The sequence below is a fragment of the Denitrobacterium sp. genome, from assembly GCF_056180635.1.
The window spans coordinates 1-11,315 of sequence record NZ_JAZZJS010000088.1; the positions used below are offsets into that span (position 1 = coordinate 1).

Annotated in this window: 6 protein-coding genes and 1 rRNA gene; 4 read left to right on the forward strand and 3 right to left on the reverse strand. The window is 61.5% G+C overall.

Annotated features, from left to right (window positions below; all coding sequences use genetic code 11):
• The first annotated feature begins 237 nt into the window (after nt 1–237).
• The 4 genes from eat to AC04P6_RS08585 all read left to right on the forward strand — a co-directional run bounded on the left by eat (nt 238) and on the right by AC04P6_RS08585 (nt 4,488).
• Nucleotides 238–1,677: an ethanolamine permease gene (eat, locus tag AC04P6_RS08570; protein ID WP_475566210.1), complete on the forward strand. Its 1,440-nt coding sequence runs from the start codon at nt 238–240 to the stop codon at nt 1,675–1,677.
• 74 nt (nt 1,678–1,751) lie between these two features.
• Nucleotides 1,752–3,101 carry an aspartate aminotransferase family protein gene (locus tag AC04P6_RS08575; protein WP_475566211.1) on the forward strand — a complete coding sequence of 450 codons (1,350 nt, stop codon included), beginning with the start codon at nt 1,752–1,754 and terminating at the stop codon, nt 3,099–3,101.
• Nucleotides 3,102–3,113: 12 nt separating this feature from the next.
• Nucleotides 3,114–4,112, forward strand: a complete 999-nt coding sequence (locus tag AC04P6_RS08580) for a phosphotransferase enzyme family protein (RefSeq protein ID WP_475566212.1) — start codon at nt 3,114–3,116, stop codon at nt 4,110–4,112.
• 34 nt (nt 4,113–4,146) lie between these two features.
• Nucleotides 4,147–4,488 (forward strand): P-II family nitrogen regulator, encoded by a 342-nt coding sequence (locus tag AC04P6_RS08585; protein WP_475566213.1) that lies wholly within the window; start codon nt 4,147–4,149, stop codon nt 4,486–4,488.
• Nucleotides 4,489–4,660: 172 nt separating this feature from the next.
• Here AC04P6_RS08585 and AC04P6_RS08590 read toward each other — a convergent pair whose 3' ends face one another.
• From AC04P6_RS08590 to rrf, 3 genes are all read right to left on the reverse strand, one after another.
• Nucleotides 4,661–6,097, reverse strand: a complete 1,437-nt coding sequence (locus AC04P6_RS08590) for a glutamate synthase subunit beta (protein ID WP_475566214.1) — start codon at nt 6,095–6,097, stop codon at nt 4,661–4,663.
• Between the two features lies 1 nt (nt 6,098).
• Nucleotides 6,099–10,700, reverse strand: coding sequence for a glutamate synthase large subunit (gene gltB / locus AC04P6_RS08595; protein WP_475566215.1), 4,602 nt, complete (start codon nt 10,698–10,700; stop codon nt 6,099–6,101).
• A gap of 333 nt (nt 10,701–11,033) precedes the next feature.
• Nucleotides 11,034–11,147 (reverse strand): 5S ribosomal RNA (gene rrf, locus AC04P6_RS08600).
• Nucleotides 11,148–11,315: the final 168 nt, after the last annotated feature.

Sequence of the window (11,315 nt, forward strand, 5' to 3'; positions counted from 1 at the left end):
CATCACATAAGCCCAGGTAGGCGCAATACTCTTGAATTCATTTGGAAACGCGCGCGAAACAATGCGCCCGCTATTCGTGACCAAATTGCGCACGAACGATTTCGAGCATGTAAACCGCACACGCCGAAACAAAGTCGAAATCAGCTCGACCCTATACTCCCCGCATATCCGCCAGCGGAGGCGGTCTTGGCCAGACCGCACGAGGAACCACGTACTGGAAGAAAGGATGTGGAGTCAATGACGCCACCATCTAGCGCAATCGCAATCGGGCCCGAACGCGCCGAAAGCAGCGAATACTTTGAGAAGAGATCGTTGAAGAAAGGCGCCGTTAATTGGGTGCTTCTTATGAGCCTGGGCATCGCCTACGTTATCTCTGGCGACTTCTCCGGCTGGAATTACGGAATCGGAAACGGCGGCTGGATGGGTATGGCCATCGCCTTCGTCGTAATGGGCGCCATGTACCTGTTCATGGTGCTGGGCATCGCCGAAATGTCTTCGGCCATGCCCACCGCAGGTGCGGGCTATGGCTTCGCCCGACGCGCCATGGGGCGCATCGGCGGCGCACTCACTGGATTCTCCATCCTGATCGAATACAGTATCTGCCCCGCCGCCATTTCCACGTTCATCGCAGCGTACGTGCATGACCTGGGCCTGTTCGCCGATGTTCCCTCGTGGGCGATTATCGGGTTCTTCTTCATCGTGCTCGTAGGCATCCACATCTTCGGCGTGGGCGAAGCACTCAAGCTCATCCTGGGCATCACCGTCGTTGCCATGATCGCACTGCTCGCGTTCGTGTTCGGCATGGCTCCGCACTTCGACTTCGCCAACCTCTTCGACATCGCCCCCGCGGTTGCGGGCGGCACCACCCTGCTACCCTACGGCATGGGCGGCATCCTGGCGGCCCTGCCCTTCGGCATCTGGTTGTTCCTGGCCATCGAGGGCGTGCCCCTGGCAGCTGAGGAATCGGCCAACCCGAAGCGCGACCTTCCCCGTGGCATCATTGCCGCCATCTGCGTGCTCATCGCAACTGGCGCGCTCGTGCTCTTCCTGTGCGCCGGCGGCGCAGGCGCCGAGTTCGCAGGCGCAGCCCCCGCTCCCCTGGTAGACGCCCTGAACGAAGTGGGCGAATCCAACCTGGCCCTCTTCGTGAACTACGCGGGCCTGGCCGGCCTCGTCGCCTCGTTCTTCTCGACGGTATACAGCGGCTCGCGTCAGGCATTCGCTCTCTCCCGCGCTGGCTACCTGCCCAAATTCCTTTCGGTCACCGGCAACCGCAAGACCCCGTACCTGGCGCTCATCGTACTCGGCTTCATCGGCTACGCCCTGGCCGTGGTTGTACAAAACGGCGACATCCTGCTAAACATGGCCGTGTTCGCCGCCTGCGTGTCCTACGCCATGATGAACCTCTCGCACATCCTGCTGCGCAAGAAGGAGCCCACCATGGAGCGCGGCTTCAAGGCCCCCGGTGGCATCGTCCTCACCGGCATCTCGCTGGCGCTGAGCATCGTGGCCATCGCCTCCACCTTCGTGGTCGACAGCTTCGCCGCTGGATGCACCATGCTCGTACTGGCCGGCCTCATGGTCTACTTCTTCCTCTACTCCAGCAAGCACCTGGTGGGCAACGCCCCCGAAGAGGAATTCGCAGCCATGCAGCAAGCAGCCGCTGAACTCCGCTAACGTACATCGACCCGGCGGCGCGGGATGGCAAACTCGCCCGCGCCGCCCTTACCCAAGCAAGACAAGGAGACACCATGACTACTGCCCCGGTTACTGAAAACGTGGGGATCTTGGGGTCCAATAGCTTCGACATGAACAACCTGGATTCCCTGCACGGCTCGCTGCGCGAGCTCGTTTCGCAGCGCGAGGTGCTGGGACCCTGCTACCGCCTGTTTTACCAAAAGCCCCTGCATCTGGTGAGCGGCCGCGGCGCACGCCTCTTCGACGCCGACGGCACCGAATACCTGGACATGTACAACAACATCCCGTCCATCGGCCACAGCAACCCCTGCGTGACCGAAGCCGTCACCAAGCAGCTAACCAAGATCAATACGCACACCCGCTATGTGCATGAAAATATCCTCGCTTACGCACAAGACCTGCTGGGTACCCTCCCCGGCTCCATCGACCGCATCATGTTCATGTGCTCGGGCTCGGAAGCCAACGACCTTGCCATCCGCTGCGCACAGCTGTACTCGGGCGGCGAGGGCATCATCGTCACCGCCGAGGCGTATCACGGGAACACGGCGCTCGTTTCGGGCGTTTCACCCTCCATCGGGCAAGACGTGCCCATGAGCCCCACCATGCGCATGATTCCCACCCCCGACACCTACCGCCTGGGAACCGATGACATCGGCGCCTGGATGCGCGATCGCGTGGCCGAGCAGATTGCCGACATGAAGCGCCACGGCATCAAGTTCGCAGGCGTCATTTTCGATAGCATCTTTTCCTCCGACGGCGTCATCCCCGGAAAACCCGGCTTCCTGAAGCCCGTAATCGACCTAGTGCACGAAGAGGGCGGCATCTACATCGCCGATGAGGTGCAACCTGGCTTCTGTCGCACGGGCGCGACCTTCTGGGGATTCCAGCGTCACGACATCGAGCCCGACATCGTGACGATGGGCAAGCCCATGGCCAACGGCATCGCCTGCTCGGGCATGGCAATCCGCCATGAGGTGCTCGACGCGTTCGCCGAGCACAACCCCTACTTCAATACATTCGCCGGCAACCCCGTGGCCATGGCCGCCGCGCAAGCCGTCTTTAACTACCTGCGCGACAACGACATGCTCGCCCACGTGAGCCGCATGGGCGAAAAGCTGGTAGACGGCATTTCCTCGCTGGCTGCCGAGCACCCCTGCTTGGGCGACGTGCGCGGGGCGGGCCTGTTCACCGGCACGGATATCGTGTTGCCGGGCACCACCAATCCCGATAGGGACACCGCGGTGAAGCTCATCGAGGCAATGCGCGAGCATCACGTGCTCATCTCACTCTGCGGCCCCGCCGGAAGCGTATTGAAGGTGCGCCCGCCGCTCGTGTTCGACGACGCCGACCTCGACTTCTTCCTTTCCGCACTCGACGCATCCCTAACCGATATCGGCAAATAGAACGGATTCACCATGGCAACGAATTTCGAAAACCCCGAACTCTTCCAACAGGCAGCCGCAATGGCAGCCAAGCGCTATCCCTTCGAGCGCAGCGACGCGAAACTGCTCGCCTTTTCCGAAAACGCCACGTATCTCATCTTCGACCCCGAAACGGACGAAAAGCTCTGCGTCATGCGCGTAGGGCGCCCGGGGTACCACACCCTCGAGGAATATGAGAGCGAAATCGCCTGGCTGCGCCAGATCAACGACTACACGCCACTGAAGGTGGCAAACCCCATCCCCGCAGCTGACGGCAGCTACATCCAGGAAATCGACCTCGAGGGCACGCGCTACTACTGCGTGGCGACCGAATTCCTTACGGGTACCACGCTCGAGCAGGACGAAACGCCAGGCGCGGCACCCAAGCACTTCGAAATGCTGGGCGAGGTCACGGCGTACCTGCACCGCCAGACCGAAATCTGGAACGGCACGAAGGACATCAAGCGCTTCCATTGGGATTGCGAGAACATGATCGGCGAGAACGCCATATGGGGCGACTGGCATGACTACCCCGGGCTGACCCCCGAGCAGGTACGCCAAATCGAACAATGCTGCACCATCATCAAACGACGCCTGGAGCGCTATGGCAAGACGCCGCACAACTACGGCGTCATCCACGCCGACCTGCGCGATACGAACATCCTCGTCGAGGGAGACGCCATCAAGGTCATCGACTTCGACGACTTCGGGTTCGGATGGCACGTGCACGACCTGGCAAGCGCGCTGACGTTCATCGAAGAGCGCGACGAAGTTCCCGACTTGGTAAACGCATGGCTCACGGGATATCGCAAGGTGCTTCCCTTCACCGACACCGACTTCGTGGAAATCGACACGTTCATCCTGCAGCGCCGCATCCAGATGCTCGCCTGGCTGGCAAGCCACCAGGACTCCACCCCCGTGCAAGGCTACATGGTTGGCTACGTCGAGGGAACGATGGGGCTCGTAGAACGTTACCTGCGCCTCTTCGGCTAGAACCACCGCGGCACTCTTTTGCGAAAGGATAACCATGAAGGAAATCGAATTCATCATCAACGGAGACAAGCTCGATCGCGTCAAGCGCATCCTCTCCGGATTCAGCGATAACGGCATCTTCGTTACCCAGGGCTTCGGATACGGCCATCAGCACGGGTTCCGTCAGGTATACACGCGCGACGATTCTCGTGGGGTGAACCTGCTCCCCAAGGTTTCGGTACGCACCGTCGTTGCCGACGAGCTAGTGCAGCCCATCGTCGACGAAGCCGTATCGACCATGAGCAACGCCTCGTTCGGTGACGGGAAGATCTTCATCCGCCCCATCGAGGATGCCATCCGCGTGCGCACCGACGAGCGCGGCGACGAAGCGCTTTAGAGAGCGCCACGTAATACACGCACGTTAGGGCCTCGCGCTTCTGCGAGGCCCTTTCCTGTGCCCGCAGGCAAGCAACGGGCATTCGCCCCCAGGGATGCCGCGAAGAACGAACGGCACAATAAAGGAGCCGGCCCCCACAAGGAAGCCGGCTCCATCGCGACGCTGGGAAATCCTAGGAAAGGATGTTGGCAATCTCCCCAGCGCAGGCGATAGCATCAGCCATGGCGCTCGCAACAAGCGATGACCCCGTATGGGCGTCGCCCGCAACAAACACAGGCTTCGGGCAAGTAGATTCAACGCGATGCGTGTCGCCCTGCGTGACGGGCACGCCTCGACGTTCGTCGAGCGTGACGGAAAGGGCGTTCATGAGCCCCTCCTCGACCCCCGTGAAACCCTTGGCTACGAGTACGAGCTGAGCGGGGAGCTCGGACGCCTCCGCATCGGCCGCGGCGTCATTCGCCTTCACGCGAACAGCGCGCACCGTACCACCATCCACGAGGAACTCTTCGGTATTCGTGGCGAAGAGGCGGGGGTCATCCCCCTGCACGACGATAGCCTCCTGATGGCCATATTCCGCCGATGCAACGCTGGGCCATTCGGGCCATGCGTTGCCCTCAGAACGCTTCGTAGGAGCCTGCTTGGCGCGAATTACCTGATGAACGCTGGTAGCCCCCTGACGGAGCGCCGTTGCCACGCAGTCGCAGCCCGTATCGCCACCGCCAATTACCACAACGTCTTTACCACGCGCGTCAATTGAGGAAGGAGCCTGCTCCAGAATGGATTTCGTGGCCGCGGTCAGATACTCGACTGCGGGATACACCCCCGCTGCATCTTCCCCGGGTACACCCACGCGACGCGCGCGCGTCGAGCCACTGGCAATCGCAATGACATCGCAGGAACCCACGAGCTCACGCACAACAGCTTCGTTCGAGCAATCGCAGTCGCATACGAATTCGATGCCGCTCTGCTCCATGAGGTCGATACGGCGAAGCACGATATCCTTGGGCAGCTTCATTGCGGGAATGCCATACATGAGCAATCCGCCGGGTCGATCGGCGCGCTCGAAGACACGCACGCGGAACCCGCGGCGCGTTAGCTCCCATGCCAGAGCGAGGCCGGCGGGACCCGAGCCGATGACGCCCGCGAGAGGAGCGTTTTCCGAAGCGGCGGGTAGAGGCTTGCGCAGGCCTGCCGACCATGCGTATTCGTCTACTGCCAGCATGTCCTCGCGAATGCTCACGGGCGCGTCATGCTCGCCCAAGTTGCACGCCTTCTCGCACATGGCAGGGCAGATGCGCCCCGTAAATTCGGGAAAGGGATTGGTGAGTGCCAGACGCTGCGCGGCATCATCCCAGCGATTCTGCCACAGCAAGTCCTGCACCTCGGGAATGAGGTTATGAAGGGGACAGCCCACCGGACGCGTACCACCAAACGACAGACCAGCCTGGCAAAACGGCACGCCGCAATCCATGCAGCGTGATGCCTGAATGCGCTGCTCGTCACTAGACAAGCGAATGGCGATCTCGCTGAAATCGCGCACCGATTCCTCGCAAGGGCGACGGAGGCGCCCCACGCGTTCATGGGTGAGAAATGCTCCAGGATTGCCCATGCTATGCTCCTTCCCGCATGCGATCGAGTGCGATCTCAACGGCCCTATCGTGGTCGGCTCCCGCCAACTTGGCCTCCTCCACATACGCGAGCACGCGCTCGTACTCCACGGGGATAACCTTGACAAATTTGTCTGCGATGTCGCGGAAGCGGTAGGACATCATGATGCCGAGCGAGCTCTGCGTACGGCGCACGTGCTCGGCGATGAGCGACTCGATAAGCGCGATGTCCTCCGCGTTCGGCCGCGCGATGCGCACCATATCGCGATTGCAACGCGCCTCGAGCGTGCCCTCACCGTCGTAGACGTAGGCAACGCCACCACTCATGCCCGCGGCGAAGTTCATTCCCACTTCGCCGAGCGAAAGCACGATACCGCCGGTCATGTACTCGCAGCCGCACGCGCCCATGCCCTCTACCACGAGGGTTGCGCCCGAGTTGCGCACAGCAAAGCGCTGACCAGCAAGACCGTTCACGAAGCCCTTGCCTCCAACGGCACCATAGAACGCCACATTGCCCACGGCCATGTTCTCATCGGGACGGTAGCGCGACTTTTCCGGCGGAGCAATGGACAGGATGCCGCCCGAAAGGCCCTTGCCGAAGTAGTCGTTCGCGTCGCCCGAAATGGAGAACGTCACGCCCGCGGGCAGAAACGCGCCAAAGCTCATACCCGCTGATCCTTCGCATTCGATGACCAGGCTGTCTTCGGGAAGCCCTTCAGGATGCGCGGCCGTTACCGCACTGCCCAGCATCGTGCCGACGCAGCGGTTCACGTTGTCAATTTCCACCTTGAAGTGACACGGCGAAAGCGTTTCGCGCGCCTGCTTCGTGTACGGCAGCAGCAGCGTGCCGTCGAGCGTGGCGCCAAGATGATGGTCGGGGCTCATGGAAGGCAGGAAGCGCGGAGCATCGGCGCCTTCGATACCCAGGCCAAATTCGGTCTTGGGCATTGCGAGGAGCGAGGATAGGTCGATGCGGGCCGCTTTCCAGCTGTGCACGCGCGAATGCTGGCGCAGGCGGTCGACGCGGCCGACCATCTCGTCGATGCTACGGAAGCCGAGCTGCGCCATGATCTCGCGCAGCTGCTGGGCGATGAACGTGAGATAGCGCTCGACGTACTCGGGCTTGCCCGCAAAGCGCTTGCGCAGCGCGCAGTTCTGCGTGGCAATGCCCACGGGGCACGTATCCTGCTGGCAATCGCGCTGCATGAGGCAGCCCAGCGAAACGAGCACGCCCGTGGCGAAGCCGAACTCCTCGGCGCCCAGCAGGGCCGCCATCGCAACATCGCGACCATCGAGCAGCTTGCCATCAGCTTCCAGCACCACGCGGCTGCGCAGGCCATTGCGCACGAGCGTCTGCTGCGTTTCGGCAAGGCCAAGCTCAAGCGGCAGGCCAGCATGGTAGATGCTGTCGCGCGGAGCGGCACCCGTGCCGCCATTGCTGCCCGAGATGGAAATCTTCTCGGCACCACCCTTTGCAACGCCCGTGGCGATAGTGCCAACGCCCGCCTCGCTTACCAGCTTCACGCTAATGCGCGCCTTCGGGTTAGCGTTCTTGGCGTCGAAGATGAGCTCGGCCAGGTCCTCGATCGAATAGATGTCGTGATGCGGCGGAGGCGAAATAAGGCCCACGCCCGGCGTGCTGCGACGCACGCGCGCAATCCAAGGCCACACCTTCTTGCCGGGCAGATGCCCGCCTTCGCCGGGCTTCGCGCCCTGGGCCAGCTTGATCTGAATCTCGTCGGCGCTCATGAGATAGCGGCTCGTGACGCCAAAGCGACCGGATGCGATCTGCTTGATGGCGCTGCGCTTGCTGTCGCCATTCGGCAGCAGCGTTTCGCGCAGCGGGTTCTCGCCGCCCTCACCACTGTTGCTGCGACCACCCAAGCGGTTCATCGCGATGGCGATGCACTCGTGTGCTTCCTGGGAAATTGAACCGTAGCTCATCGCGCCCGTGTTGAAGCGGCGGACGATGCTTTCCACCGGTTCCACCTCATCGAGGGGCACCGAAGGACCATCCACGAATTCCAGCAGGTCACGCAGGAGAATGCTGCGCCCTTCGGGATGAATCGACTCGCTGAACTCGCGGAAGAGCTCGTAATCGTTGTCGCGCACGCAACGCTGCAGCAGATAGATGCTCTGCGGGTTCAGAATATGCTCTTCGCCACCCACGGGACGCCACTTGGTAAGGCCCGAAGACGGAAGCTGACTGGGCGACGGGCTTTCCGCCAGCGCGCTGGCCACCTGACTGCGCTCCTCGCATTCGCGCTGGATGTCAGCCAGGTCCAAGCCGCTTACGCGGCTCACGGTGCCCGCAAAGCAGCGCTTCACCACGTCATCGTTCAGGCCGACGATTTCGAACACCTGCGCGGAATGGTAGCCCTGCATGGTGCTGATGCCCATCTTGCCCATGATCTGCACTACGCCCGCAACGCATGCGCGGTTGTAGCGCTCGATGGCATCTTCCACCGAACCTTCGATAACGCCCGTCTGCACGAGGTTCGCGATGCATTCATGGGAAACGTAAGGGCAGATGCCGCTAGCGGAATACCCAACGAGCACCGCGAAATCGTGAGGCGTGATGGCGTCACCAGTTTCGACGATGATATCGGCATGCACGCGCAGGCCCACATGGAGCAGATGGTTGTGCACGGCCCCCACCGCAAGTACCGACGGGATGGGCATTTCGCCCTCGGCGATGCGGTCGCTAATGGCCAGGATGTTCACGCCATCACGCACGGCCTCTTCCGCCTGCTTTTCCAGCGACGCAAGCGCCTTATCGAGCGCATCGCTGCCGCCGTCTGCGGGAATCACGGCACGCAAACGCGCCGACTTGAATCCCTGGCGCTGGATGGAGCATAGCGCATCGAATTCTCGCTGCACGAGCAACGGCGTCTGCAGGCGCACCAGGCGGCAGTTCGCGCGCGTGTCCTCCAGGAAGTTACCGCGGTTGCCCACGTAGAGCATCGTGGACGTGATATAGCTTTCGCGCAACGCATCGATAGGCGGGTTGGTTACCTGCGCAAAAAGCTGGTTGAAGTAGTCGTATAGTCTGCGGTTCTTTTCCGACAGTACGGCAAGTGCAACGTCGGTACCCATGGAAGCCAGCGGCGCCTTGCCGTTGCGCGCCATGGGCAGCAGCGCTTCCTGCACGTCATCGTAATGAAAGCCGAACATGGCCATCTTGCGCGGCAGGGGAATCTCGCTGTCGCGGGGCTCTTCCAGCACGTCGACATCGTCTGCCAGCAAATCGCTCATTTCCAGCGTGCTCGCGTCGAGCCATGCGCGATAGGGCTTCTCGTTCGCGAACGCGTCCTTCACCTCGTCGTTGCGAAGCACGCGACCATGCTTCGGATCGACCATGAGCACTTCGCCCGGGCCGAGGCAGCCGGCCTCCAGGATTTCCTGAGGCTTGATATCGAGCGCGCCCACTTCGCTGGAAAGGATGAGCCTGTCGTCGTTCGTGATGTAGTAGCGCGCGGGGCGCAGGCCATTGCGGTCAAGCGCCGCACCCGTGATTTCGCCATCGGAAAACGCCAGTGCCGCCGGGCCGTCCCACGCTTCCATCACCATCGACTGATAAGCATCCCAGTCGCGACGACGCTGGGAAAGAGCCTCGTTATGGTCCCAGGGCTCGGGAACCGCCATCGAGACGCTGCGCATGAGGGAGCGCCCGTTCATCACCATGAACTCGATGACGTTATCGAGCATAGCGGAGTCGGAGCCCTCGGAATCGATGATGGGAAGCACGCGCTGCAGGTCTTCGCCCAGAACGGGAGAATAGAGGCCTGGCTCGCGCGCGCGAATCCAGTTCACATTGCCACGCAGCGTGTTGATTTCGCCATTGTGCACCATGAAGCGATTCGGATGAGCGCGCTCCCACGACGGCGTCGTGTTCGTGGAATAACGAGAATGCACGAGCGCAATGGCCGTTTCCGTGGAGGCATCGCCCAAATCGCTGTAGAAATGGCGCAGCTGCGTGGATAGGAGCATACCCTTGTAGACGATGGTGCGCCCGCTCATCGAGCAGATGTAGAAGATCTTCCCATCGAGGGAGGCTTCCGCATGACCAGCCTTCTCGATATCGCGACGGCACACGTACAGCTGGCGCTCGAAATCCATGCCGCGCTGCACGCCTTCGGGGCGCGCAAGAAACGCCTGCAGGATGGTAGGCATGCACGACTGCGCCGTTTCGCCTAGGTCACGCGCGTCTACCGGAACCTCGCGCCAGAACATAAGGCGGATGCCATTGCGTGCGCAGCCGTCTTCGAAGAGACGCTTCGAATCCTGCACGCCCTGCTCGTCGCGCGGGAAGAAGAGCATCGCCACGCCGTAATCCCCTTCCTCGGGAAGGATGTGGCCGCACTTCTGCGCTTCCTTGCGGAAAAACCTATGAGGCACCTGCAGCAAGATACCGGCTCCGTCGCCCGTGGCGCTTTCCAAGCCAGTACCACCGCGATGCTCCAAGTTAACAAGCGTTGAAAGAGCGTCGTCTACCATCTGATGCGAACGAACGCCGTTAAGATGGGCCAAAGCGCCGATACCGCACGCATCATGCTCGAATTCGCTTCGATAGAGCGTGGGCTCGCCAGCCACCTGTTCGTGCACATCAGATGCACGATTTGCCTGTTCAACAGCAAATTCATTGCCGTTACGCGAACGGCACTCGTTTGCCTTGGATCGGGCCATGTGTACTACCGCCTACTCGTCGTGATACTGATAATCGTCGGTCAATCGTACCGACCCAGTGTCACAAGAAGATTATGGGCGCGTTTCCATTGCGTTAAATCGGAAACATAAGACCAGTTCCGCGTTCCTGGAAGCAACTTGAGGAAGCAGCAAAGCACCCGCAGAAAAAGAGCTACACGCGCGTGTCTTTCACACAGCAAAAAGGCCCGCCCCGCATGCGCGGGACGGGCCATGGCATGGAAATGCCCCCCATGAGCGCGACGCCCTATCCTCCCACGGACTACACCGCAGTACTTTCGGCGAGGAGGGGCTTAACTGCCGAGTTCGGAATGGGATCGGGTGATCCCCCTCTCCATGGTCGCGCTCATGGGGGGCGTTCCCCCAAATCGCTAAATATGCGATTGTCAGGTCCGGCGGGAGCCGGCTACCCTGGGTGCCGCATAGCGTTCGTTGATCGTGACTAGACATGCGCGATGTGAATAGAAGAGCTCGGGCTATTAGTACCGCTCGCCTGAACGCCTCGCGGCGCTTGCA